The following is a 25,594-nucleotide window of genomic DNA, read 5'->3' on the forward strand; positions in this document are numbered from 1 at the left end:
CGCAATGGAAAGGAACGACACATGACAAGTCCCCAGACGTGTTCTTCCAGAGGCGCCTGTCCCGTGCGGCGGCGATGGACCTCGTACTTCCCGGGCCTGTCGCTGCTGGCCTGCACGATCCAGGCCCTGTTCAGCGGCGGATGCGGCGGCGGAAGCCTCATGGAGATCGAGCCTTCCGCCTTCGACGCGCAGGTGCTCAACTCCGACAGGCCCGTGCTGGTGGAGTTCTACAAAGCCGGCTGCCCCACCTGTCTGGCGCTGGAGCCGGGGTTGGACCAGTTGGCCCAGGAATACCAGGGGCGGGTCGTCTTCGCCAAGTTCAAGGTCTATGAGTGGTACTTCGGTGTTCCCGCCGCCGACATCAAGGACCGCTACGACGTCTGGTGGACCCCGACGGTCATTCTTTTTGTCAAAGGGCAGGAGTATCACCGCTGGGTAGGCGACTATAATCTTGACGACTACCGAAGCGTGCTCGACGAAACAACGGCCGGCGGCCTGGGGGTCCCCAAGCCCGCTGCTCCACAGGCGCCGCAGCCGATGAAAACATGATCCGACGGCAGGGCCCGCAGGGCGGGCCCCGGGTGCCATGGCGGCCGCTTCTCTGCGGCCATGCTTGCACAGCAGCGTCGGGGACATGGCGGCTCAAGACGGCCGCCATGGCACCCAGCGCTCCATTCTTAAGCGATTCTTGAATCCGCGACCACTTTTGCCGCGGGCAGGGCTGCAGAATCATTTTTTTCGCTCAGGGCCGGATGGTATGATTGCCGACTAACAAACACGCCGTGGCCTTATGCGCCGCAAAAGGAGTTTGACATGACCCTGCGTTCACTGTGCCTGCTAACGCTTTCGTGCGCTGCGATCCTTCTGTCGGGTTGCGGCGAGGACTACGCGAACATCACGCCCCTGGCGGACCAGCAGCAGTTCGAGAACGCCCTGAAGTCCGACAAACCGGTCCTGATGGACTTCTACAAGGACAGTTGCCCCACCTGCGTGATCCAGGAAGCCGTGATCAACGACATGGCCCCGGAATACATGGGCAAGGTCGATTTCGTCAAATACAAGATCCTTGAGAGCAATTTCAGCCCCGCCTCCAAAGCGATTAAAGACCGCTACAAACTCAACTGGGTGCCCACGACGATGCTGTTCGTCAACGGCCAGGAAGTCAAGCGATGGGAGCTTAATCACGGCGCCGACGAGTTCCGCACCGCCCTGGACGAAGTCCTCGCCCGTCCCACCGCCGCCAAACCCGCCGCCGCCCCCATCACCACTGCCGGCAAGCTCCCGGCCAACTGGGACGCCAACAACAAGAAGTGCATCGAAGGCCAAGGCTGCCCCATCGAGTAGGCCCGACTCTCGGATCCGGTGACCGCCCAAAAGGGTGCCGTGGCGCGCAGGGCCGAAGGCCCGGAGAGCCACGATCCCCGAACTGCACAGTGGTGAAGTCGTGGCTGTCGGGCTTCGCCCTCCCGCCACGGCACCCGCTCGCCCGGCGTGGCGCGTTTTGCCAAATTGGGCCTCGGGCAGTTATAAAGTTGAACTTTAATATAGCCCAACTGGCAAGCCGAGGATGAAGCCTCCGTGCAAGACTTCTTCTCTTCTGGGTTTTCTCTGCGCCTCTGTGTCGTGAAGCCGCCCCTTCAATTAGAAGAGCCTCCTGCGTTATGATCGTCACTTTAAGGAGCTACCGGCGTGGATGAATTGCGAATCGGCGTGATCGGGGCCGGCGGGCGAGGCGGCTTGGCGGGGCATGCGCACAAGCCTGACCAGGGCAGCTGCGTGGTGGCCGCCTGCGACATCCGCCCAGAGATGCAAGAGCACGTCAAGAAGTGGTACGGGCCCGACTGCTTCTTCTGCACCGACTATCGCGATCTGCTCAAGCGGTCCGACGTGCATGCCGTCTTCGTCACCACGCCGGATAATTTTCACGAAGAGCACGCCACCGCAGCCCTCGAGGCGGGCAAAGCCGTCTACTGCGAAAAGCCGCTGGCGATCACCATCGCCGGGGCCGACCGCATTTTGAACGCCGCGCGCGATCGCAAGGGCAAGCTCTACGTCGGGCACAATATGCGGCACTTCCCGGCCATCATCAAAATGAGGCAGCTCATCGACGCCGGCGCGATCGGGCAGGTCAAGGCCGCCTGGTGCCGCCACTTCGTCTCCTACGGCGGCGACGCGTACTACAAGGACTGGCACAGCGACCGTCGCAACAGCACCGGCCTGCTGCTGCAGAAGGGCGCGCACGACATCGACGTGCTGCACTGGCTCTGCGGCGGCTACACGCGCCGCGTGACGGCGATGGGCAAGCTGGCGGTTTACGGGCAGATCACCGACCGCCACGAGGGCGGCTACGGGCACATGAAATGGGACCAGGCGTTCTGGCCGCCGCTGTCGCAGACGCAGCTTTCGCCGATCATCGACGTCGAAGACGTCTCGATGATGCTGATGGAGCTCGACAACGGCGTGCTGGCCAGCTACCAGCAGTGCCACTTCACGCCCGATGCGTGGCGCGACTACACGATCATCGGCACGCTGGGGCGCATCGAGAACTACAACGACTGCGGCGCCTGCGACATCCATCTCTGGAACCGCCGGGCCGACGGCTATCGGCCCAAGGGCGACGAGGTCTTCCACGTCGATGGGGAGATGGGCGGACACGGCGGGGCCGACGAGCGCATCGTGGCCGAGTTCGTCCGCTGGGTGCGCAGCGGCGGCACCATCGCCACCAGCCCGGTCGCCGCCCGCTACAGCATCGCCGCCGGATGCATGGCCACGCACTCGCTCCGCAACGGCAGCCAACCCCAGGACGTCCCGCCCCTGCCGGCGGACCTGGAGCAGTGGTTCGCTAAGACGCGATAGAACTCATGGAACGCGGGGATATGGCCGCCGGGAAACGGCCGCCATGGCCCCTGTCAGGGCACGCAGGTAAACCCGGCCGTACGGAAGTGATGATCGAAGGTAAAGGCTTGCTTGATCCGGTTGTGCCGCATCAATACGAATGAGATGCAATCGGTGAAGCTGATCTTCTGGTCGGCAAACTTCCTGAACAGCTCCAGCGCCTCCAATTCGTCTTTTTCCGCTGGGCGCAGAATCATCAGCCGCGCGGATGCATAAAGGCTTTGACCTTTGGCGGCGGCGTACTCGTAACCTGCCCGGCGCGCCAGGAACGTCAACATCTCATCGAGCACAAAACTGCTGGTGAATACCCTGTCGGAGCCTCGCGCCACATGCGCCCAGAACTTAGCCGCGTCCGCGTGGTTCTGGTCCTTCTGATTGTAGAGCGCTACGAATCCCGAGGCATCGACGAAGATCATTCCTCATCCCCATAAAGGTAATCGTCCAGCCGCTCCGAAATATTTGCCGGACCGGAATCCTTGTACGTTGCGGTATCGGCAAAGAGAGGGTCCTGCTCGTCCCCACCCTCTGCATCTATCTGGGCTTGCATGCAGGAGCGGATGAACGCGCCAAGAGACATGCTCCTGGCTTTGGCACGCCGTGACGCATTATGCCTGAGCTTGTCAGGCAACATGATTGTCGTTCGCCTCATTGACCTTGCTCCTTCGCTCACACATACATAATAGCATATGCATAACTATCGGCAATAACCAATGCGGCCAATATTGTCGCACCCTCGTTTCGCCGTCGGAGCAAATAGGGTATCCTCAAGCACATGCTCGCTGTTGCGATGATCCATTTCGATTCGCCGTGGGCGCTGGTGGCGCTGGCGGCTGTGCTGATTCCATCAGGGGCCGCGGCGCGGATCTGGTGGCGCGGGGGCCGCGTGCGGTGGCTTAGCACGGCGATCCAGACGCTGGCGGTGGCGGCAGTAGCAATCGCGCTGGCCGGACCGCGGGCGCCGGTGCGGTCGCAGGCGGCAGGGGCGTGGCTGGTGATGACGGACGCCTCGGCGTCCGTGCGCGGCCAGGGCGAATCGCCGATAGCGTGGGATCACGCCCTGGCACGCAGCGACTACACCTTCGCCGCCGGCGTCTATGCCGGCGCCCAGCCCCCCGGCGAGCAGGACACCATGAGCACTCGCGCCTCGGCGGCACTGGCGGTAGCCGCGGCCCAGGTACGGCAAGGACAGGCCGGCGGCGTGGTGATTCGCACCGACGGGCGATTCGACGCGACCGACCCGTGGCCTGGTGCGGCCAGCGCCCTGGCGGCCGCGGGCGCGAATATCCTGATCGTCCCGATGGACTCTCCCCCGCCGGACGCGCGGGTGCTGAGCGCGACGGCCCAAACCGACGCCGCCGGCGCGGTAGATCTCAACATTTCGATAGCCTCGAACGCCCCGCAGCGCCGACGGCTGCGGGTGCTGCGCCGCGCCGGCGGCAGCGAGAGCATCCTGCTCGACCGCCAGTTGGACCTGCTGATGGATGATCGCACGACCATCCGCGTGGGCGACCAGACCAGGGGCGAGGCCGTACAGTACGCGGCGCAACTGACCCCGCCCGACGCGATCAGCGAGAACGACCAGGCCTCGGCGCTCGTCCTGCCGCGACAGCAGACTCTGGCGGTGGTGGCCGCCGACCCCAAGCCCCTCGTTCAACTGATAGGTCCCATCAAGGGCGCTGATGTTGCGGCCATCCGCGCCGCGGCGCTGCCTGCGCGGGCAGAAGAACTGCTCAATTACTCCGCCATGGTCATCGCCGACGACAGCGGACTGTCGTTGACCGACGTCCAGCGCGCCGCCGTGGCGGGGTACGTTCGCGGCGGCGGCGGGCTGGTGCTGATCGGCAGCGGTCCGCGGCGCGGTCCGGGCGACCTGGCCGATCCCCTCAACACCGCCCTGCCGCTGGTCGCCAACGCGTTTCAGCGCAAGCCCCTTGACCTGCGGATCGTGCTCGACGCATCCGGCTCGATGAACATGGTGACGGCAGCGCCCGACGGCGGGCGGCAGATCAAGTTCGACCAGGCTGCCCAGGCCGTCGTCAGCCTCGACCGCTATCTGACCGCCGCCGACGCTCTGGAGATCATCGCCTTCTCCGACGTCCCGCGGCGCATCTATTCCAGCGGCGCCGCCGCGATTGATTTTGCCGCCGTGCGCCAGGCGCTGAACCAGGTGCGCCCCGACGGAGCGACGAAAGTCGCCCCCGCACTGGCGATGGCCGCCGACGCCCCCGCAGGCGATCGCACCGCCCTGGTCATGCTTGTCAGCGATCTGGACACGCAGCCCTTTGACGTGAAGGCCCTGGCGGAGACGTTCGGCCGCAACACGCTCGATCTGGCGATCGTCGCCATCGCCGCCGCCGGGGCGGTGGATCAGCGATACCCTGTCGAGGACCTGGCGGCGGCGCTCAAGGCCCCGCTCGTTCGCCGCGGCGATCTGCAGGGCCTGGCGGAAATCTTCGGGCGCTTTGTGTCCGATGCGCGGGGCGACGCCGTTCGTCGAGGGCAGTTCAGCGCCGAATTTTCCGGCGGCGCCTTGGGAGTGCCCGGCGCGTCGATGCCGCTCGATGCATATGTGTTATCCGCCGCCGCCGGGGGCGCCGAAGTGCTGGCTCGCGTGGGCAGCGACCCGATCGTCGCCCGTCGCGGCACTGGCCAGGGCCGCAGCGTCAGCATCGCCGTGCCGCCGGAGGACCTGCGCGGTCCCTGGTGGGCCTGGGCCAAAGACAGCGCTCTGCTACCGGCGGCGCTGCGGTGGGTGATGCGCCCCGAGAGCGACAGCCGCTTCAGCGGCAACGTCGCCCTGGCGGACAGTCGCCTGCGTCTGACCATCGATGCTCGCGACCAGAACGGCCCGATGAACCTGCTGACATTGACGGGCGTGGTGCAATCGCTTTCCAGCTCCGCCGAGGCCCGCGCGGAGCTGCTGCAGACGGCGCCGGGGCGTTACGAAGCCACGCTGCCGGCGATGACGCAGGCCAGCCTGCAGGTGCGCGATGAATCCGGAACCCTGCGATGGCAGAAAGCCTTGGCCTGGCAGTACCCGCCCGAACTGGCAGCCGTCGGCGCCGATAGCGCCACTCTCAAGCGCCTGGCCGAACTGACCGGCGGGCAGATCGTCGACGCCCAGTTCGTCGCACCCCACGCGCGGGCGGTCGCCATGGGGAGCCTGACCCCCCTGTGGCCATGGCTGCTGGGGCTGGCCCTGGCGATGATGCTGACCGACTGGGTCGCCGTGCGGCGGTAGCTGGTGGCACAGACTTTCCAGTCTGTGAGCTGGGGGGCCATGGCGGCCTTTCTTCAGCCGCCATGCTCGCACGCACGATCAGGACATGGCGGCTGAACAACGGCCGCCATGGCACCCGGAACGTGCCTTACTCCGCCGGGCCTTCGGAGATCTTGCAGATGTACTGCAGACCGATGCCCAGGAAGCGGCCGATCATCTGGGCGCGGACCACTCGGCAGCGATAGGTCACCCGGCGGCGGAGCGGTTGCCCGGCGGCGGTGCGCCCCGCGGCGGCGGGAACCACGATCTGCGCCTCGACGATGTCGCCGGTCTTGAGCTTGGTGTCTTCGCCCACCAGGGCATACACGCCGTTCTCGGACGTGTCGAGAATATGCCCGCCAATCGCGCCATCAGCGCCTGGCACGGCAAAAGCGACCGGCCAAGCGGCCGGCGTTCGCGTCGATCCACGACGCTCGGCCACAGCAGTAGCAGTCTGACTCATCGCGCCCTCCGATCCGGGGTTCGGTTAACCCGGCCACTGCAACTTAGGTTATGGGTGCGGTCTGGGCAAATTGGATGGGAACAATCTTGAGCCGCGTGTATCCGCAATCCAGATTCTCTTTCCGCTGAGCGCCGGAGGGGATTGTCCGGCCATAGGGGGCAGACAATGACATGGTTTGTATAAGTCGTTGTGGCATAGGCATTTCTACTAACGCCAACTTTTTGAATCACCCGAAAACAGACAAGAATAGACAATGGTCATCTTGGCCTGTGCGCGAAGATCGCTGTGAAAAGTACAACAATGTGCAACGAAAGTGCAATGGCCCCTGTTCGCGGAGAACTTGGCGCGGCCTCCCTTCGCTCGGCCGCAACCAATGGAATTCCGGCACAGCAGCGTGGTGGGGGCTCCGCCCCCACGCCCCCGGAGTTTATCGCTTTATGGCTTCCGGCAGAGGTGGGCCTTCGCAGCCTCTGCCGGAAGCCCGATGCGATAAACTCCGGGGTCTGGGGCGGAGCCCCAGAATGCCGGCTGAAGAAAATCTTCGCGGCAAGAGAAGAAACTGACGGTTAGCATTGCAGAGCTCGTTGGTCAGAGCCAGGCGGCGATTTTTGACTTGCTACAGGCGGGCAAGTCGGTAGACTTGACCATTCGCGCATGGATGAGCCTCGGCTGTGTCCTGCGCGAAGGCTGGATGGTCCAGCCGCCCGCCCGCGGGGATGTCTGCGGGCGCGGCGCCCGGTCCGCCCTCTGGCGGGCTCGCTCACCGTGAGCCGGGACGAACGCCGTGAACTTTTTGGGCTGTCAACCGAAGGAAATCATATGGTAGACCGCAATCTCATCAACTCCCTCAACATCAGCGACGACGAAGTCAATCAAGCCGTCACCGACGCCCTGGGCCAGGAGATCACCGAAGAAACGTTCGGCGCCCTGATCCAGAGCCGCGGCACGCACGAGCCCGGCGGCGTCATGACCGGACGCGTCGTCAACATCATCGGCAACGACGTGATCGTCGAGGTCGGCCTCAAGAGCGAAGGCATCGTCGAGCTCAGCGAGTTCAACGAAGACGAAAAAGTCGAAATCGGCATGCCCGTCGAGGTGCTGCTGGAAGAGGTCGAGTCCGACAGCGGCCTGGTGGTGCTCTCCAAGCGCAAGGCCGACCGCATCCGCGGCTGGGAATACATCCTGCACAACAAGGCCGAAGGCGACGTCGTCAAGGGCAAGGTCACCCGCAAGATCAAGGGCGGACTGCTCGTCGACGTGGGCGTTCCGGCGTTCCTGCCGGCCAGCCAGGTCGACATCCGCCGCCCCAGCGACATCGGCGAGTACGTCGGCAAGGAGATCGAGGCCCAGATCCTCAAGATCGACAAGGACCGCCGCAACATCGTCGTGTCGCGCCGCAAGCTGATCGAAGACCGCCGCGGCGAAGCCAAGACCCGCCTGCTGGGCGAGATCATCGAAGGCCAGACCCGCAAGGGCATCGTCAAGAACATCGCCGACTTCGGCGCGTTCGTCGACCTGGGCGGCCTGGACGGCCTGCTGCACATCACCGACATGAGCTGGGGGCGCATCTCGCATCCCAGCGACATGCTCAAGCTCGACCAGGAAGTCGAGGTCGTGGTGCTGTCGGTGGACCGCGAGAAGGAAAAGATCGCCCTGGGCCTCAAGCAGAAGACCGCCAGCCCGTGGGACAGCGTCGAAGGGCGCTTCCCGGTGGGCACCAAGGCCCGCGGCGCAGTCGTCACGATCATGCCCTACGGCGCCTTCGTCAAGCTCGAGGAAGGGCTCGAGGGCCTGGTGCATATCTCCGAGATGAGCTGGACGCGCCGCGTCAATCATCCCAGCGAGCTGGTCAAGGTCGGCGACGAAGTCGAAGTCGTCGTCCTGAACATCGAAAAGGGCAAGCAGGAGTTGTCGCTGGGCATGCGTCAGGCCGAAGGCAACCCCTGGACGGTCGTCAAAGAGAAGTACCCCCCGGGAACCGTCATCACCGGAACGGTGCGCAGCCTCACGACGTTCGGCGCGTTCATCGAGATCGAGCCCGGCATCGACGGCATGCTGCATATTTCCGACATGAGCTGGACCAAGAAGATCTCGCACCCCTCCGAGATGCTCAAGAAGGGCGACGAGGTGCAGTGCGTGGTGCTGGCCGTGGACGAAGAGAAGATGCGCGTCTCGCTGGGCATCAAGCAGCTCACCGAGGATCCGTGGCTGCGGACGATCCCCGAGCACTACCTGCCCGGACAGGTCGTCAAGGGCACCATCACCAAGCTGACCAACTTCGGCGCGTTCGTCGAGCTCGAGGACGACCTGGAAGGCCTGCTGCATATTTCCGAGCTGTCGGATCAGAAGGTCGATAGCCCCAAGGACATCGTCAAGATCGGCGACGAGGTCGAGGTCAAGATCCTCAGCGTCGACGGCGAGGATCGCAAGATCCGCCTGAGCCTCAAGCGCGCCCAGTGGGGCGGCCAGGGCGAGGAAGGCACGCCGATCGAGCAGACCGGCGAACCGGTCCGCCGCCGCGGCGGCCTGGCCGGCGAAGGCGGCCTCCTGGGCGAAATCGGCGACAACATCCTCAAGACCCACCGCGACAAGGAAGCCGAAGAACAAGAGTAACCCCCAGCCCCAACGCAAACCGGGCTCGATAACTCAGCGGGAGCAGGAAGCCATTCCTGCTCCCGCTGCTTTTTGGAGAAAAACCTGCCACAGAGGCACAGAGGGCGCAGAGGGGTAAGGGCTTGAATATCATGCGTCGGATGACCTACTATCACGCGCATTGCAGAACTCCAAACTTGAGGACGACATGGCAAAGGACAAGCTGATCGAACGGGCGTTTGCGGTGGCTAAGGATCGGTACGCGGCGATGGGCGTGGATGTCGAAGCGGCCCTGGATACGCTGGCGACGATTCCTGTCAGCCTGCACTGCTGGCAGGGCGACGATGTCGGCGGGTTTGAGAATACCGGGGCGGCGCTCGATGGCGGGCTGGCGGCTACGGGCAACTATCCGGGCAAGGCCCGCACGCCCGAGCAGCTTCGCAGCGACCTCGAGCAGGCGATGAGCCTGATCCCGGGCCCGTGCCGGCTGAACCTGCACGCCCTCTACGCCGAGACCGGCGGCAAGAAGGTCGACCGCAACGCCCTGGCCCCCGAGCACTTCAAGGGCTGGATCGACTGGGCCAAGCGCCGCAAGATCGGCATGGACTTCAACCCCTCATTCTTCTCGCACCCCAAGGCGGCTGACGGGTTCACGCTGGCCCATCCGGACAAGGGCATCCGCCAGTTCTGGATCGAGCACGGCATCGCCTGCCGCCAGATCGGCGCTGCCGCGGGCAAGGCGCTGGGGCGCCCGTGCGTGACGAACGTGTGGATCCCGGACGGATACAAGGACATCCCCGTCGACCGGTTGGCCCCGCGGCGGCGGCTGCGGGAGTCGCTCGATGCGGTGTTCGCAGAGGACCTGTCCCCACACAATCTCGACGCCGTCGAGAGCAAGCTGTTCGGCATCGGCAGCGAGTCGTACGTCGTGGGCTCGCACGAGTTCTACATGGGCTACGCCGCGGCCCGGGGCAAGCTGCTGTGCCTGGACAGCGGGCACTTCCACCCCACCGAGACTATCGCCGACAAGCTCTCGTCGGTCCTGCAGTTCGTGCCCGGCGTGCTGCTGCACGTCAGCCGCGGCGTGCGCTGGGACAGCGACCACGTGGTGATCGTCTCGGACGAGCTGACCGCCACCGCACAGGAACTGGTCCGAGGCAACTGGCTCGACCGCGTACACATCGGCCTGGACTACTTCGACGCCAGCATCAACCGCGTAGCCGCCTGGGCCATCGGCGCTCGCAGCATGTTCAAGGCCCTGCTGGCCGCCCTGCTCGAGCCCATCGCCGACCTGCGCAAGGCCGAGAACGCCGGCGACTTCACCACCCGCCTGGCCCTGCTGGAAGAATGCAAGACCCTGCCGCTGGGATCGATCTGGGATTACTGGTGCGCCAGCCGCAACGTCCCCACATGGCCCGGCTGGATAACCAAGGTCAAGAAGTACGAACGAACCGTTCTGGCAAAGCGGAAGTAATTAGCCGCTGAGGTCGCTGAGGACGCTGAGGTAAGAGATTGTAAAGAAAGAAAACTTCCGGTCGGGCACAATGCCTGGCCGGAAGTTTATTTTATCTCTATCCCACCTCAGCGTCCTCAGCGACCTCAGCGGCTAATAAAAAGCCTACGACAGGTGCTTGATCGCCACGAAGCCGCCGATCAGCAGGGCCGTGAACAGCAGGGCCAGCCAGTTGAAGTACTTGTCGATAAACGGCGTGATGCGCGGGCCGAACAGCCGCATCATTCCGGCTACCAGGTAGAACCTGCCGGCGCGGCCGATGAATGAGGCGATGATAAACAACACGAAGCTGATCTCGAACACGCCGGCCGTGATCGTGATGACCTTGAACGGTATGGGCGTGAAGGCCGCGATGAACACGATCCAGAAATCGTACTGTTCGTAAAGCTTGCCCACGCGTGAGAAGGGGTTGACCGACACGTCCTTGACCTGTTCTCTTGCCAGTGGGCCTTTGCCGCCGTCGTATGTCAGCGGATAGACGGCCTCGACGCCCGTGACGCCTTTGACGGCCAGCGCAGAACGATCCAGATGGGCCTGAACCGCTTGACCGTCAACCAGCGTGATCTTGTCGCGTTCGAAACCCGGCACGTGGCGCTCGAAGAAACCGCCGACCTGGACCCACAGAAACATTCCAATGCCAAAGCCCGCGATAGCGCCGGCCAGGCTGCCGGCCGTGCAGATCGTCGCGTATCGCAGCCACCGCCGCGTGTTGCCCAGCACCAGCGGCATCAGCAACACGTCGGGCGGAATTGGAAAGAAGCTGCTCTCGGCGAAGGCCATCACGAACAGCGCCACCGCGGCCGAAGGCTTGTACGCCCATGCCAGCGTCCAATCGTAAAGCCGCCGATGCACGTGCCACCACGGCACGTGGCGGTGAGCGCCGATCTTCGCGCCGCAGCGATTGCAGAACTCCAGATCCGCGGTCGACGGTTGCTTGCACCGCGGGCAGACACGCTCTTTGGCAGGCATCGATTCAGTAATGGCAGTCAACTCCAATTAACGTCATTACATTATCGGAATAAGTAGCCCGTAGCCAGTAGCCGCTGGCGCGCCATCAAAGTCATGGCGACCCGCTTCGTGTGTCGCCATGCCACCCACCCATCCGTTCATCCATCCATCCATTCATCCACCCATCCATCCACTCATCCATCTTCTCTCCTTCTGCCTCAGCGACCTCAGCGACCTCTGCGGCTAATAATCCCCCTGGCGAAACGTTAGAATGGCAAGTGATGAATGACTTGCGAAACAACGTGCTGCTGGCCATGAGCGGCGGGGTGGATTCGTCCGTGGCCGCCAAGCTGCTGCTCGATCAGGGCTACGCCGTCACCGGCGTGTTCATGTGCCTGGGCTCGGCCGGACGCGGCGGCGAGGCCGTGCGCGGCTGCTGCTCGCCGACCGACGCCGCCGACGCCCGCCGCGTCGCCGACGCGCTGGGCATCGACCTGTTCGTGCTGAACTTCGAGGACGTATTCGCCCCGATCATCGACGACTTTCTGGGCCAGTACGCCCGCGGCCGCACGCCCAACCCGTGCATCCACTGCAATTCGCAGATCAAGTTCGGCCGCCTGCTCGAGCGGGCGGACCAGCTCGGCGTGGCGTTTGTGGCCACGGGGCACCACGCACGGGTCGTTCATGAAGGCCAGCGGGCCGCCATCGCGCGCGGGCGAGCCGGCGGCAAGGATCAGTCCTACGCGCTGTTCGCCGTGGCGCGGTCGGCGTTGCCGCGAATGCTGCTGCCCATCGGCGAACTGGCCGACAAGGCGTCCGTGCGCGCCATGGCGCGCGACTTGGGCCTCTCGATCCACGACAAGCCCGACAGCCAGGAAGTGTGTTTTGTGCCCGATGACGATTTTGCCGCCCTGCTGCGCAAGCGCCTGCCCGAAGCGATGCGCCCGGGCGATATCGTCGACGCCACCGGCAAGGTCCTCGGGCAGCATGACGGCTACGGGCAGTTCACCATCGGCCAGCGCCGCGGTCTGCGGGTGGCCGCCTTGGCGCCGCGGTATGTCACCGCGATAGACCCAGCCACCGCGACGGTGACGCTGGGTCCGCGCGAGGCTTTGCTGGGAACGCGTCTGACGGCCTCAGGAGCGAACTGGCATCGCGAAGTTCCGGCCGAGTTCACCGCCGTCGTACAGATCCGCTACAACCACCGCGGCGCGCCGGCCCGCGTGAGGCTGACAGGCCCGGAGACGTTCGAGGTCGAGTTTGACCAGAGCGTCTCGGCCATTACCCCCGGCCAGGCCGCCGTTGTTTACGAAGGCGACATCCTGCTGGGCGGAGGGTGGATCGATTGAGCCGGCTGATTCTGCTCTATGTGGCATGGGCGTCTCGCCCATGCATCCCCGTGTGGCATGGGCGTCTCGCCCATGCATCCCCGTGTGGCATGGGCGTCTCGCCCATGCATCCCTGGAACTTCATGGGCCAGGGACACGCACAACGGGTGAATGACGATTGTGTTTATGACGACCGACTTTGACAAGGACACAAAGGTGCTGGCCATCCACAGCGGTGCGCTGGGGGATGTGATCCTGTTCGGGCAGCTCCTGGCACAGCTCCAAAGATGCATGGGCGGGACGCCCATGCCACACAGCCGGAGCATGGGCGAGACGCCCATGCCACACAACTCCGTCACACTCGTAACCGGCGGCGAGAAGGGGCGGCTGCTGAAAGCTTTGGGAGTGGTGCAGCAGGCGATTGACTTCGACGCCCTGCCCATGCACGAAGCCTTTTCGGACCGCCCCGCCGAACAATGCATGCTGCCGCGCCTGCTGGGTAAGCACGAACAACTTATAAGCTGCTTCGCCGGCGGCGACGCTCACGCAGAGCAGCGACTGACAACACTCACCGGCGCGAGCGATGCGGCGTTTCTGCCTATTCGCCCGCCGGCCGATGGCGACGAACACCTGCTGGACATGTGGCAGCGGTTACTGCGCGAGCTCGGGTGCCATGGCGGCCGTTTCTTGGCCGCCATGCCGGCAGGTGAGCGTCAGGGACATGGCGGCTGGACGACGGCCGCCATGGCACCCGGGAGCGGAGGGCCCGCGACACGATACGAACCGTGGCCGCTGCCGCCGGCGTTTGCCCGCCAGGCGCGCGAGTGCCTGCTCAAGGCCGGAGTCGACGTCGAGCGCGAGTACCTGGCCATTCTTCCCGGCGCGGGATCGCCGGCCAAGTGTTGGCCGCTGGAGCGATTCGCCGCCCTCGCCCGCCGCTACGGCATGCCGGCCGTCTTTGTCCTTGGGCCCGTCGAACGGGAGCGATGGCCGCAGGAGCAGATGCAACGTTTGTCCGCCGATCATGCGGTGCTGAATGACCTGCCGCTGTCAACGCTGGCTGGCGTACTGGCCGGCGCCGAAACCGTAATCGCCAACGACAGCGGACCGGCGCACCTGGCGGCCGCATTGGGCACGCATACCGTCGCGATCTTCGGGCCGACAAGGCCTGAGCATTTCGCCCCTCGCGGCCGCAGCGTGAGAGTGCTGGCATCGGAAAGCATCAAGGACATCTCAATTCCGGATGTGCTATCGGCAGTGCAATAGCGCGACCACCTGGCGCCGCAGGGCTCGTGGCTGTCGGGCTTCGCCCTCCCGCCACGGCACCTGGGACACGGCACGCTCGCTTCGTCTTCCTTAATTCCCATCTCTCCTTCTTCTCTGCGTCCTTTGCGACCTCTGCGGTGAAACTGCTTCCGAAAACGCGCGGAGCAAGCCCCGCCGCTAACGAGACAAATCGCCGCCGCCCCTTCCGTTCTTCATCATTCCACTATTCCATCCTTCCAACATTCCATAGAATGTCGCCATGTTCATACGCACAAAGATCATCGCAACCATCGGTCCGGCCAGTTCGTCCCCTGCTGTCCTGAAGCGGCTGGCCGAGGCGGGCGTCGACGTCTTCCGCATCAACTTCTCGCACGGAGCCAACGACCAGCGGCTCGAATCGCTTGAGGCGATCCGCAAGATCGAACGCGAGCTCGGCCGCCCGCTGGCCGTGCTGGGCGATCTGTGCGGTCCCAAGATTCGCGTCGGCGAGATCACCGGCGGCAGCGTGCTGCTGGGCGAGGGGCAAAGCCTGATCATCCAGCGCCAGCCCATCGTGGGCGACGCCCAGCGCATCTCGACGACGCTGGCCGAGCTGGTCGACCAGACCAAGGTTGGCCAGACCATCCTCCTGGACGACGGGAAGCTTCGCCTGCATGTGACCGAGGCCGGCAGCGGCGACCGGATCGTCTGCACCGTCCAGCGCGGCGGCGTGCTCGCCCGCGGCAAGGGCGTCAACCTGCCCCAGACGGCACTGACGGTTTCATCGCTGACGGAGAAGGATCACGCCGATGCGGCCTGGATCGCCGCGCACGATTTCGATTACGTCGCCCAGTCCTTCGTGCGAAAGCCCCAGGACATCGAGGACCTGCGAAAGCTCCTGGCGGCTGCGGGCAAGCCCCTGCCCATCATCGCCAAGATCGAAAAGCCCCAGGCGATGGACGCCATCCAGGAGATCGTCGCTGCGGCCGACGCGGTCATGGTCGCCCGGGGCGACCTGGGCGTCGAGATGGACCTGCCTGCCGTTCCCGTGGCGCAGAAGACCATCGCCCGCCACTGCATGATCCAGGCCAAACCGTGCATCATCGCCACGCAGATGCTCGAGTCGATGACCGAAAGCGCCACCCCCACGCGAGCGGAAGTTTCCGACGTGGCCAACGCCGTGCTCGACCACGCCGACGCGGTGATGCTCTCGGGCGAGACGGCCGTGGGCAGATACCCCGTCGAAGCCGTGACGATGATGAACTCTATCGTCAGCTCGATGCAGACGTACCACGACCGCACGCTGCGCGACTTGAAGATTCCCCCGCGCCACACGTCGGCTACCACCGCGGCACTGGCCGATTCGATCCGCGACATCACCGCGCGCGAGCCGATCGCGGCCATTGCCGTCTTCACGATGACCGGCAAGACCGCGCAGGTGTTCTCCAAGCACCGTCCGTCATGCCCGATCCTGGGCCTCTCGCCCAGCCCCGCCAGCGTGCGGCGGATGTGCCTGTACTACGGCGTGGTGGGCCTGCAGACGGCGATGCTCGAAAGCACCGACCAGGTGCTGGCGACGGCGACCCAGTTCGCCCTGCGTCTGGGGATCGCCGCCAAAGGCGACAAGCTGGTGGTGATCTCCGGCCAGCCTTTCGGCATCGCCGGACTGACCAACACGCTGGTGGTGCATACGGTGTAGCAAGTCAGTAATCAGTAATCGGTAATCGGTAATCGGCGTCACGCGACTAATACCCGTGCGATGCTCGCGCATGGCGACGCGCTGTGCGCGTTGCCATGCCACCCGGGGAGGACCTCATTCTTCCACTTCGAGATATGTCAGCTCATCGGTTTCGGTGTCGAGAATGGCCACGGTCAGCGGGCGGGCGCGAAAAATCGCACCCGGGTTGATCACCCGCGTCATCCCCACCCGCTCGTCGCGCGTCTGGTGCGTATGACCATGGCAGATATAGGGGAACTGGCTGTCGGCCATCAGTTCGGCCATCAGGGTTCCGTTGTCGCCATGAAGCGCGGCTAGGTATTCCCCCTCGCCGATGGGCACCTCGATTACCTCGTCGTGATATCGCACGTTCCATTGCTCGGTCGCGGCGCGCAGGGCGGCGCGATCGCGGTCCATGTTGCCGGCGACGAGGTAGGGTTGAGGCCGCCCCGATGGGCCCATCGAGAGCAGTTCGACATCATCGACCGAGCAGATATCGCCGCAATGCACGACGGCGTCGGCCCCGGCGGCGATGAATATCTGCATCGCTCTGCGAAGACGGGCGCTCTTGCCATGGCTGTCTGAAACGATTCCGATCTTCATTGAGGCGATTGTACGAGCTTCTCGCCCGAAGTTCTAAGGAGAAGAGACGGCGCCGCCGGCGCAATAAAAGTGGCCTTGGCCGAACCGGGCACCGATCCCGCGAGACGGCCAAGGCCGACTTTCCAGTGATCCTCTCGAGGAGCATGGCCACATGGGCCTTGAGTCGAGAGGCTGGTGATTCCATTTATCAACATAGGCCACAAATCCGCCGCGGGCAAATTTGAGTGGCGATAATTGTCACTGGAAGGAAAAAAAGACACCGCGGGGCGGCCCTTTGGCGGGCTCAGGCTCACTGGCCGATAGAATTGAGCAGCGTCTGGGCGAACTCCAGGTCGGCCGGCATGGTGATCTTGACGTTGCGGGCGTCTCCGGCGACTACGCGTACGTCGAAACCCGCCAGTTGCACCAGGTGGGCGTCGTCAGTGGCTTGAGCGTCGCCGGCATAGGCGGCGCGGAGAATGTCCAGCCGGAACACCTGCGGCGTCTGGGCTTCCCACAGACCGCTGCGGTCGACCGTCGCCTCGATCACGCCATCGGAGCTGACGCGTTTGACCGTCCCGTGGATCGGCCAGGCGAGAATCGCCGAGCCGCTGCGGGCGGCCTCGAGCAGCACACGGTCCAGGCACTCCTGGCTGACGCACGGGCGCACCGCGTCATGCACGCAGACCAGCTCGGCCCGCTCATCAACAGCCGCCAGGGCGGCGCGAACAGAATCGCTGCGCATCGCCCCGCCGGCGATCAGCCGCACCTTCATGCGGTCGAGTTCCGCGCCGTAACGTTCGCGCACGCCCGCCATGTCGTCGGGCGAGACGGGCACCAGAATCTCCAGCACCTCCCCCCGCGCGGCGAAGACATCCAGCGTGCGCAGCAGCACCGCTCGCCCGCCAAGAGGGGCGAAGATCTTGCTGACGGGCCCGCCGAACCGCCTGGAGGCGCCGGCGGCAGGAATGATGACCGACACGTTACGCATGGGCAACATCGTAATGCCCGCCCGTCCGCGGAACAATGGCTGGTTTCCCGCTCCATCCCTCCCTACACTTTTATGGACTCGTTTCTATCAAGGAGCGACCTTGGCCGGTACCGGTGAGAGAGCGACGTACGAACTGCCTTTGGCGCCGTCGGCCCAGGCTCCCGACGCGGATACCGCCCGGGACCACGCCGTTCCGGTGGATATCCTCCTGCAGAACATCGCCATGTTCTGTCGCTTCCGCTGGATGGTGGCCGCCGTGCTGGCGGCCGTCGGCGCGGCCACATCCCTGCCGGCTCTGTCTGAGACGATGGCGCTGCGCAAGCACCCGCTGTGGCCTTGGGTGCTGGCGGCGGCGCTGGCGGTTGCGAACGTCATCTACATCACCCAGGCGCGGCGGGTTGGCGCCAGCCGCCGCCGCGCCCAGGCGTTGCTCTGGGCGCAGATCGTCCTGGATCTTGTGGCGCTGACGGGCGTGGTCTACTTCGTCGGCAGCTTGAGCACGTTTGCAGCCGGGGCATATCTGTTTCACATCGTTCTGTCGTGCATCTTCTTCTCGCGGCGGCAGAGCCTGGCGGTGGCGATGCTTGCGGCAGCGATGTTCGCGGTGTGCGTATCGGCCGAGCAAGCCGGATGGCTCGCACGAGCAAGCCTCTGGTCGGCGGCGCCGGTTCAGCCGCAGTCGGTCGAGTGGGTCAACTTCACGCTGGTGATCGTCTTCATGTTCGTGGTGTGGTACCTGGCGTCGATGCTGTCGGAACTGGTGCGGCGGCGCGGCAGCGAGTTGGCCGCGGCCAATCGCCGCCTCGAACACGCCCGCCAGGAACGCACGCGGCACATGCTGCAGACCACGCACGAGCTCAAGGCGCCCTTCGCCGCCATCGAGGCCAACACCCAGTTGCTGCTCAACGGCTATGCCGGACCGCTCAGCGAAGCCGCCTTGCCTATCGTGCGGCGGATCGACGCCCGCGCCCGGCGCCTGGCCGGCGCCATCCATGACATGCTGCTGCTGGCCAATCTCCAGTCCCTCAGCGAGGCCCCCGCCGAAGCGACTGACCTGGACGTCGCCGACGTGCTGGCGTGGTGCTGCCAGCAGGTGCGCGACCGCGCCACGGAACGCTGCGTGACGCTGATCGAATCGCTGCAGCCGGCGCCCACGCGCGGCGTCGAGGAGCATCTCAAGATGCTCTTTGGAAATCTCGTCACCAACGCCGTGCTCTACTCGTTCCCCGGCGGGCAGGTTCGCGTGAGCTGCAACCGCGACGACAGCGGCCGCGCCGTGGCATGCATCGAAGACCATGGCATCGGGATCGAGCCTGAAAAACTGCCCCGCATTTTTGAACCGTACTACCGCACGTCGACGGCAGTCCAGCACAACAGCGAATCCTCCGGACTGGGTTTGGCGATCGTGCGCGACATCGTCACTCGGCACCGCCTCCACCTCAAGGTCTCCAGCCGCATCGACGAGGGCACGGTCTTCGAAGTGACGCTGCCGCCGCGGTGATGCGCTATTTGATCTGCTCGGCCAGCGCCCGGGCTGCCGCGGGGCCTTTGCCCGAGAGTTTCAGCACGTACCATGCGGCCATCGCCGTGGCGCCGGGCTGGGCGGGGTCGGGGCTGTCGACGATCTTCCGCAGCGCCGGCAGGGCCTCGGGCTGCTCGAATCGCGCCAAGGTCAGCGCCCCGTCGAAGACGGCTTCCTGGTAGGAACTCTTGATCAGCACCCTGGCCAGGCCGATGGTTTCGGGATTAGTGGTCCGCATCAGCGCCCCGCCGACCATCCGCACGCCGCTGCCGTAGCGTCCGGTGGCGATCTCGTGCAGGCTGTCCATCGCCTGCCGCGTACCCAGGTTCATCAGCAGCGTCGCGGCCATCGCGCCGCGGATGTGATTGGCCCCGAGCGTGGCGCCCGGTGCATCGAGGCTGCGGATGTACGCCAGCAGCGGCGGAACGTACGCTTCAGCCAGCGGGCCCCGTGCGGCCATGTCCTTTCGGGCGCACTCGATCACGTAGTCCACAACGATCGGGTGGCCCAGTTTCAACGCCGCCGCGACCGCGGCGCTGACCTCGAGCCCACCGCGAAGGCGCGCCAACTCCAACCGCACCAGGGCGGCCACCGACGGGTTGGGATCAGACGCCAGGATCGTCAGATGCTGCTGGGCCTGCGGGCTCTTGGAGACGATCTTGAGCAGGTAGATCTTGAAGATCGTCAGCTCCGATCCCTGCAGCGCCGTGCGCACCACCTGCACGTCGCCGGGCGATATATCCACCAGCGCCGCATAGGCGGCCACACGCACCGGCGCGGAGCGATCCGACTGCGCCACCTGCCGCGCCAAAGAGACCGCCGAGGCGATCTTGCCCTGGCCGATCTTGCGCACCAGGAGGCTCACCACCGCGTCGGAGGTCTTGATATCCTCCACCGCCTTGACCAGATCGGCCTTGTGGTCTTCGATCCCCATCTTGAGCAGCGACAACTGCGCCGTCGTCCGGATGGTGGAATCTCTCGACTTGGCCAGCGTTCGCAGGGCTGGAACAGCTTTGCTGCCGCCGGCGCCCTGGGCGAGCATGTCGGCCGCCAGCGAGCGGACGTTCTCGTCGCCAATCTTGTCCACCACCTCCAGCAGGTCCTGGTCCGTCAGAATCTTCAGCGGTCCCAGGTGGACCAGAGCCCCGGCGCGAATCTCGTTGCTGGGGTCGGACCAGACCCGCTCCTTGAGCGCGGCGGCGGCCTCGGGAGTACCGTATTCGCCCAGGGCCTCGACGGCGAAGGCTCGCAACTCGCGGTCGCCGCAGCGGCTCAGGGCCGCAAACAGCGGCAGCAATCCCGGATCGCGAGTCGCCCGCAGCGCCGGAAGGATGCTGCGGGTCTTGGACCCGTCGGCCAGGGCGGCCGACAGGTAGTTCAGCGCGGTCATGTAGTCCTGGGCGACCGCCGCACCGGCGGCGCACCAAAGCGTCGCGGCGGCGATGGCGCTGATCCCCGCGTAGCCGATGCGCCGGCGGGGCGACTGCATGTGATGCATCATGGCAACTGCTCCTGGGGGCCGGTCAGATAATCTCCCCTGCCCGGCGAGGTAGAATACCACATCCGGCGCGGACGGGGTATAATATGATTTGTCCGATGCGCGGAAGACCGCTCCCCAGACGCGCGGGGCTTGCCCTGACCTGTCGAAGGAGAGGAAAGTCCGAGCACCAATGAGCCACGGTGGTGGGTAACGCCCACCGTCCCGCGTCGCCCCCGGCGAAGCGGGATAGGGAAAGTGCCACAGAAAAGATACCGCCGGCGGTGAGGGAGCGGCTTGCCGCTCAGAGCCCCCGTCAAGAGCCTCGCCGCGGGTAAGGGTGAAATGGTGCGGTAAGAGCGCACCGCGTCGTTGGTGACAGCGGCGGCAAGGCAAACCCCACCGGGTGCAAAGCCAAGCAGCGATCGCAGGCCCGGCTCAGGCCCGCTTCGACGGATTTGTCCGTCGCGGCGCGATCGTGGGTAGGCTGCGTGCGCCGCGCGGGTTCGCCCGCACGGGGCAGAGCCCGTCGGCAACGGCGGGTCGAGATAAATGGTCTTCAGGCGGTTCCGCATGCCCGGCGGGCTCGTCGACAGAACTCGGCTTACAGTGCAGCGGACAGGGCATTATTGAGTGGCGGCAGGCCCCTTGACGATTGGGTCTTGTTTTCCCAGGCGCAATCGCGTATAAAAGCCAGTCGCAACACGGAGCGTAGCTCAGCTTGGCTAGAGCGCTGCGTTCGGGACGCAGAGGTCGCTAGTTCAAATCTAGTCGCTCCGACTTTTGGGATAAGGACTTACGACGATTTGAAAAAGTCGTCGTAAGTCCCCGGTCCCCAATCCGGTCCCCAAATCTGCTCAATGCCTTAGGTTCATAGCATTTACCAGCCCCCAAGCCGGCATGTCCGCCCCCCACGAAGAAATTGCCTTTCCATGAGTCAGAGGCAGTCAACCTGAGATCATCTCGGCCGTGTTGAGGTGGATGTATTATCTTGGTTCCGCTGCGTTCACACGCCCACTTTGGTTGTCCCGATAGGAATCATCCACCGAACAGACCGAGAGCTGACCCTTGACGCCAGGTGGCAGAGCGAAGGACTCACCATAAGTGACGGCGATGACTCGCTCGTCAGCGAAGATGAGGTAGCAGACCGCGACGTCTCCGTCTTCGGCCGGTGCCGGTGCTGTCCACGTCAGACCGGCGGCCGTTCTTTGAACATTGCCGGGAGGTCCCGGCGGAATGGTTTCGACCAGTCCATCCCTGAACGCGTCGATCCTGCGTTGAATGTCCTGTCTTAGTTTGTTTTTCTTCCACTCGTCTTCAGTCTTGAGCACCGTCGCCCCTTTTGCGCCGGGGCTTCCGTTGCCGAAGGCGACATTGTTCTGCCAGGTGTTATTGCCGCCCGCGTTGTCATCGAAGGCACGCGCACGATTACGATACGCCAAGCAGTATCGGATCGTGTTGCGGCCTCCCGGACCCATCTTGTAGCCGTTGCCATCGCCCTTCTTCGGGCCCATGCCGCTGCCGCTGACGAAGTTGTACTCGATCAGATTCCCCGTGCTGACCCACATGTCCAGCCCGTCATCGGAGTTATCCGTGCAGACGTTGTAGCGGTAGATGGAAGCCCGCGGTGTAACCGGGGGTTCGCCCTGGGCAGGCGTCTTGCCCGCGACGCGTCTTAAAGCATCCTGTCCCGCCCCGTCAGAGTGTTCTCGGAGCTCCTGATTATCCCGGAACAGATTCCCCTCGAACATGTTGCCGCTGCCCGGCCCCAGGATGTGTGCGCCGCTGCTGCAATGAAAACACTCATTGCCGCGAAGCAGATTCCGGTGGCACCCTTTGCTCGGGTTGGCACTGTACAGCCGGATGCCGGTGGCACCCACTTCGATCTCGTCAGGCGAATGGCGCTCCCCGCCGGTGCGTATCATGTTTCCTTCAACGACATTGTCGGATGAGTCTATCAGTGCGATGCCGCCGGGCGGATAGCTATATCCCGGCTTATCCCGTGTCTTCCTGGCGCGGTCCTGGATGATGTTGCGTATGCTGAACCCGCGAACATGAATAAACCTGACCTGGTGCAGGAGGATCCCAAAGTAGTGCTCCCGCCGGCCGTCGATCACCGGCTCTTCGCCCGGGAAATTGCGGAAGCGGATGGGCGATTCGGCGGTCCCGCTGCGTTTGATGATCAGCCCGGCAGCGTACTGGCCCTTCCGGACAAACACGGCGTCTCCCGGTTGAACGGAGTAGGCCGCTTTCTGCAGCGTTTTCCAGGGCTGCAACACCGTTCCTGGGTTGCGGTCATCGCCATCGGGTGCGACGACAAAGACTCCTCCGCCCAAAGTGCTGGTTGACGGCATCGTCGTCGCGACTTCGTCACAATGCGCGCTGGGCAAAGCCGCCAGCAGAAATGCAGACACTATCAGCATCAGAGAACACCCGGTTACCACTGCTTTCATCATCGCGTTCACGTGCTCAATCCTCTTCAGACGCGATCAGAAGCCAGCCGCGACCCGGATCAACCGGAATGCGGGCGTCGGGGGCAAAGGACGATGCCGGCTGGAATTGTTCAATGGCCGGCGCGCGCAGCACGGTCCCGGCCGGGTCGAGGCCAAGGGCCTTCCAGTCCACCGTGAGTTTGACCTCGGTCTTCTCCGGCGCCCAGCTTGCCAGGGCGATGAGGCTCTTTCCGGCCTTGCGATATACGGTGGCGAGCACGCTGGCGTTGTCGGTTTTCACAGGGCAGGCGGGGTTCCACCAGCCGTGCAGTTCGACGCCGGCCATGCCGAACTCGTCCCAGAGTTTCCAGATCGGCCGCGGGTCGCCGGACCAGCCTCGGCGCGTGACCTCGCCGAACACCATACCGTGCCAGGGGTTGGGCTTGTCGAGCATTTCGCTCATCAGGCCGAACGGAATGCCGGCTTGCTGGACCAGCATCTGGTCGGGCGGGAGGTTGCAATCGTGGCCTTCGCCAAACCAGAGACGGTGGACGTAAGGGAAGTTCTCCATGAACACGTAGGCCGACGCGATGTTGCCGGCCGTCGGGTGCGTGTGATTCCACGAATGCAGGTCGGCCAGCAGCGGTTTGCCGGCCGCCTCGAAGATCCGGTGGGCACGCTGGAATGCTTTGCGCCCTAGCGCCGTGTCGTCGATGTACAGGCCGTCGATGCCGGTTTCCCTCAGCGTAAAAGCCAGTCCCTCGAGATAGAAGTTGTCGAGCCGGGAATCCGGCGTGGTGATGACGGCCAGATCGAGCATGCCCTTGTACGCCCCGCGCAGTTCCGTGCGCCAGGCGGGGATGAAGCCGCTATCGCCGAGATGCTCGACCAGCCATGGATGGGGACCCTCCGGGTTTGTGAGCGGGCGGGCCTTGACGCCATCGAGACCCGGGCTGGCACAGATGATCTCACCCCCTAGAGACCAGAAGGCGAAGAGCTCGCTCAGGTTGTTCGTGATCTCGCGGGTCGTGTAGTAGATCTTCACCTTCAGGCCGCTGGCGTGAGCGTCGGCGACCACCTTCTTCAACAGCGGCATCGACGATTCGTAGTACGGATAGTTGATGACGGGGTTGGCTTGATGACTATGGTGGATGTTGAGGATGTTCGCCCCCCCGGCCTTGACGCGGGCGGGATCGCGGTCGTCTCCGCCGTGCTGGTAGCGCAAGGTCCACTGCTCCTGGGTATTGAGCGGCTTGAATGGCGTCAGGAGCAGCCGGAAGTTGAAGTCCAGCGGCCGGCCTGCGACCAGTTCGCGCGGGCCGGTGTAGGCGACCGCCCTTGTGCCGGCGGCGGATTTGTTCAACCGGATGCCGCCGGTGCCCCACGACTCCGGGACCATCAACCGGCGCCAGTGGTAGTAGCAGTTGATCAGCGGCTTGCGCCAGTTCGCGCCGTACAACTGGAGCTTGAAGCCCCCGTTGACCGCCCCGATCCAGAAGCCGTCCTGATGAAAGCTGGGGTTCCACTTCCAGTCCAGCGAGGCCGGGCAGCGGCCGCCGGCTTGCGTCAGCCCCATGAAATACTCGTCCGCCCCGGGCGCCACGGCCACCTCCAGGCGAATGTCTTTCACCTTCACCGCCCGCGCCGCGGCGAGGCGGCAACGAATATCGGCAAAGCCGTCGTATTCCAGCAGGCCCTCGACGTCGAGGCGCATCCCGGAGGCCTTCGATTCAGCCCGCCAGTTCACCGCGCCTTCCGACTCGCGGGTGAACCGGATCTCGGAGGCCTCGAACGTCACGCTGCCTTCGTCCGTTTCCACCACGAACCGCAGCGGCGCCGACAGCAACTTTCGGGTCGCCTTGCCGGCAATGGCAGTGTTGTCGGCATTGAAGAATGACCTGATCTGCGCAGGCAGCCCGTCTTCGCCCAGCGCAAGGTCGCGGCCGAGAATCTTCAGCGTCCGGCCGTCGCGGACGACCGGCGTGAACGGCCGCGTGACGACGCGGTCGTCCAGGCCGATGGTCGAATCGAGCCATCGCAGCCGCGACAGTCGTTTGGCATCGTGGTCGCCGTGGTCATCCAGCGGCGCTCCCTCGACGGTCAGTCTTACCTCGACCGCCTGCGAAACGCCTCCCGCCGTGATTACGATCCTGCCGCGGATCGGCCCGGCAACATTCTTTGGGACGTCCATGCCGAACCAGAGGGCCTGGAGGCGCCCCTTCTCGACGTTGACCGTCTTGGTAAAGGCCCGCCCGAGAAAGTCTGTGCCGCCGAGGTTGAAGCAGCGGATACCGGGCAGATTCTCACAGTGAACCACCAGAGGCCCTGTCGCCGCTTTGGCTGCGAACAAGCCGACCTGGAAAACGTAGAACTCCCCCGGCTGTGCCGTGCCGACAAAGACGCCGGTGTGCCCCGGCAGATTGTTGATCCATCGACGCGGCAGGCCGGCGGCCTTGCGGATCGAGTGCGCCCGGTCTTCAACAAACAACGTCCAGTCGTTTTTCAGTGTGCCGACGAACTTCGCCACATCCTCGGCGCTGGCAAGGTCATCCATGTCGCTTCTCACTTTCGGGTCGTGGACCATCGCGGTCGTCCTGCCTGAAGGCATGTTCACCTCTGCCAGGACTGTC

19 protein-coding genes, 1 tRNA gene and 1 other RNA gene are annotated in these 25,594 nt (G+C 64.7%); 12 read left to right on the forward strand and 9 right to left on the reverse strand.

Features of this window, described 5'->3' with window-relative positions:
- Positions 1–21: 21 nt before the first annotated feature.
- The 3 genes from ABFD92_03655 to ABFD92_03665 all read left to right on the forward strand — a co-directional run bounded on the left by ABFD92_03655 (position 22) and on the right by ABFD92_03665 (position 2,856).
- Positions 22–549 carry a thioredoxin family protein gene (locus tag ABFD92_03655; GenBank protein MEN6503613.1) on the forward strand — a complete coding sequence of 176 codons (528 nt, stop codon included), beginning with the start codon at positions 22–24 and terminating at the stop codon, positions 547–549.
- 264 nt (positions 550–813) lie between these two features.
- On the forward strand, positions 814–1,344 hold the full coding sequence (locus tag ABFD92_03660; GenBank protein ID MEN6503614.1) for a thioredoxin family protein: 531 nt from the start codon (positions 814–816) through the stop codon (positions 1,342–1,344).
- Between the two features lie 345 nt (positions 1,345–1,689).
- Entirely contained in the window at positions 1,690–2,856 is a 1,167-nt protein-coding gene (locus tag ABFD92_03665; protein ID MEN6503615.1) for a Gfo/Idh/MocA family oxidoreductase, read from the forward strand.
- Between the two features lie 53 nt (positions 2,857–2,909).
- Here ABFD92_03665 and ABFD92_03670 read toward each other — a convergent pair whose 3' ends face one another.
- Positions 2,910–3,311 carry a PIN domain-containing protein gene (locus ABFD92_03670; protein ID MEN6503616.1) on the reverse strand — a complete coding sequence of 134 codons (402 nt, stop codon included), beginning with the start codon at positions 3,309–3,311 and terminating at the stop codon, positions 2,910–2,912.
- Positions 3,308–3,544, reverse strand: a complete 237-nt coding sequence (locus ABFD92_03675; GenBank protein ID MEN6503617.1) for a hypothetical protein — start codon at positions 3,542–3,544, stop codon at positions 3,308–3,310. Before ABFD92_03675 ends, ABFD92_03670 begins: the two co-directional genes overlap by 4 nt.
- A 123-nt stretch (positions 3,545–3,667) precedes the next feature.
- Here ABFD92_03675 and ABFD92_03680 point away from each other — a divergent pair, with 123 nt between their 5' ends.
- Entirely contained in the window at positions 3,668–6,136 is a 2,469-nt protein-coding gene (locus ABFD92_03680) for a VWA domain-containing protein (protein MEN6503618.1), read from the forward strand.
- Between the two features lie 127 nt (positions 6,137–6,263).
- Here ABFD92_03680 and ABFD92_03685 read toward each other — a convergent pair whose 3' ends face one another.
- Positions 6,264–6,617 (reverse strand): PilZ domain-containing protein, encoded by a 354-nt coding sequence (locus ABFD92_03685; GenBank protein ID MEN6503619.1) that lies wholly within the window; start codon positions 6,615–6,617, stop codon positions 6,264–6,266.
- An 819-nt stretch (positions 6,618–7,436) separates the two neighbouring features.
- Between ABFD92_03685 and ABFD92_03690 the strand changes: the two genes are divergently transcribed.
- Together ABFD92_03690 and ABFD92_03695 are read left to right on the forward strand one after the other, a co-directional pair.
- A complete protein-coding gene (locus tag ABFD92_03690) occupies positions 7,437–9,230 on the forward strand; it encodes a 30S ribosomal protein S1 (GenBank protein MEN6503620.1) in 1,794 nt (597 codons plus the stop codon).
- Between the two features lie 187 nt (positions 9,231–9,417).
- Positions 9,418–10,683, forward strand: a complete 1,266-nt coding sequence (locus ABFD92_03695; protein ID MEN6503621.1) for an L-rhamnose isomerase — start codon at positions 9,418–9,420, stop codon at positions 10,681–10,683.
- Between the two features lie 144 nt (positions 10,684–10,827).
- On the opposite strand, the gene ABFD92_03700 is transcribed toward ABFD92_03695, so the two are convergent.
- Positions 10,828–11,691 (reverse strand): VTT domain-containing protein, encoded by an 864-nt coding sequence (locus tag ABFD92_03700; protein MEN6503622.1) that lies wholly within the window; start codon positions 11,689–11,691, stop codon positions 10,828–10,830.
- A gap of 260 nt (positions 11,692–11,951) precedes the next feature.
- Between ABFD92_03700 and mnmA the strand changes: the two genes are divergently transcribed.
- The 3 genes from mnmA (at position 11,952) to pyk (ending at position 15,942) form a co-directional block, all read left to right on the forward strand.
- Entirely contained in the window at positions 11,952–13,019 is a 1,068-nt protein-coding gene (gene mnmA, locus ABFD92_03705) for a tRNA 2-thiouridine(34) synthase MnmA (GenBank protein ID MEN6503623.1), read from the forward strand.
- A gap of 165 nt (positions 13,020–13,184) precedes the next feature.
- Positions 13,185–14,264 carry a glycosyltransferase family 9 protein gene (locus ABFD92_03710; protein MEN6503624.1) on the forward strand — a complete coding sequence of 360 codons (1,080 nt, stop codon included), beginning with the start codon at positions 13,185–13,187 and terminating at the stop codon, positions 14,262–14,264.
- A 259-nt stretch (positions 14,265–14,523) separates the two neighbouring features.
- Complete coding sequence (gene pyk, locus ABFD92_03715; protein MEN6503625.1) at positions 14,524–15,942, forward strand: pyruvate kinase; 1,419 nt, start codon at positions 14,524–14,526, stop codon at positions 15,940–15,942.
- A 114-nt stretch (positions 15,943–16,056) separates the two neighbouring features.
- On the opposite strand, the gene ABFD92_03720 is transcribed toward pyk, so the two are convergent.
- Positions 16,057–16,563 (reverse strand): metallophosphoesterase family protein, encoded by a 507-nt coding sequence (locus ABFD92_03720; protein ID MEN6503626.1) that lies wholly within the window; start codon positions 16,561–16,563, stop codon positions 16,057–16,059.
- A gap of 289 nt (positions 16,564–16,852) precedes the next feature.
- Positions 16,853–17,533 (reverse strand): 2-C-methyl-D-erythritol 4-phosphate cytidylyltransferase, encoded by a 681-nt coding sequence (ispD, locus tag ABFD92_03725; protein ID MEN6503627.1) that lies wholly within the window; start codon positions 17,531–17,533, stop codon positions 16,853–16,855.
- A gap of 100 nt (positions 17,534–17,633) precedes the next feature.
- Here ispD and ABFD92_03730 point away from each other — a divergent pair, with 100 nt between their 5' ends.
- Positions 17,634–19,034, forward strand: a complete 1,401-nt coding sequence (locus tag ABFD92_03730; protein MEN6503628.1) for a HAMP domain-containing sensor histidine kinase — start codon at positions 17,634–17,636, stop codon at positions 19,032–19,034.
- A 4-nt stretch (positions 19,035–19,038) separates the two neighbouring features.
- Here ABFD92_03730 and ABFD92_03735 read toward each other — a convergent pair whose 3' ends face one another.
- Positions 19,039–20,556: a HEAT repeat domain-containing protein gene (locus tag ABFD92_03735; protein MEN6503629.1), complete on the reverse strand. Its 1,518-nt coding sequence runs from the start codon at positions 20,554–20,556 to the stop codon at positions 19,039–19,041.
- A 91-nt stretch (positions 20,557–20,647) separates the two neighbouring features.
- On the opposite strand from ABFD92_03735, the gene rnpB reads away from it, so the two are divergent.
- An RNA gene (gene rnpB / locus ABFD92_03740) (RNase P RNA component class A) lies at positions 20,648–21,155 on the forward strand.
- 82 nt (positions 21,156–21,237) lie between these two features.
- A tRNA-Pro gene (locus ABFD92_03745) sits at positions 21,238–21,312 on the forward strand.
- 206 nt (positions 21,313–21,518) lie between these two features.
- Here the strand turns inward: ABFD92_03745 and ABFD92_03750 are convergent.
- Positions 21,519–22,988: a NosD domain-containing protein gene (locus tag ABFD92_03750; protein MEN6503630.1), complete on the reverse strand. Its 1,470-nt coding sequence runs from the start codon at positions 22,986–22,988 to the stop codon at positions 21,519–21,521.
- Between the two features lie 13 nt (positions 22,989–23,001).
- Positions 23,002–25,518, reverse strand: a complete 2,517-nt coding sequence (locus tag ABFD92_03755) for a glycoside hydrolase domain-containing protein (protein ID MEN6503631.1) — start codon at positions 25,516–25,518, stop codon at positions 23,002–23,004.
- Between the last annotated feature and the right edge of the window lie 76 nt (positions 25,519–25,594).

Source organism: Planctomycetaceae bacterium, assembly GCA_039680605.1.
In the GTDB taxonomy this organism is placed as follows: domain Bacteria; phylum Planctomycetota; class Phycisphaerae; order SM23-33; family SM23-33; genus JAJFUU01.